Origin of the sequence: Pseudomonas sp. 2822-15, from assembly GCF_002742515.1 — a bacterium.
GTDB classification, from domain to species: Bacteria; Pseudomonadota; Gammaproteobacteria; order Pseudomonadales; family Pseudomonadaceae; genus Aquipseudomonas; species Aquipseudomonas salomonii.
On sequence record NZ_LJRY01000014.1, the window covers coordinates 1 to 228 of the forward strand.

1 protein-coding gene is annotated in these 228 nt (G+C 32.5%); it reads left to right on the forward strand.

The features are described from left to right. On the forward strand, positions 1–205 hold a 205-nt coding region (locus tag AOA59_RS32765; RefSeq protein ID WP_218212165.1), incomplete at its 5' end, for a hypothetical protein. Positions 206–228: the final 23 nt, after the last annotated feature.

A 228-nucleotide genomic window follows, 5' to 3' on the forward strand; every position in this document is an offset into this window, starting at 1 on the left:
GACTACATTGAAGAAAAATCAAGATATTCCAAATGAAGTCATAAAGGAATATGTGCAAAAGCATATTGATAAATTACGTTCCGAGATTCTTGCTGATCAATCGAAATTTGAAGGAGTAACTAAAGGTGAGCTTCTAAAACATATTATTCAAAAGTTAAGGACAACATTGCTACTTATCGTCCTTTTAATTTACAACGAGTTCTGAATGGCTCTGGTACTGTTCTACAT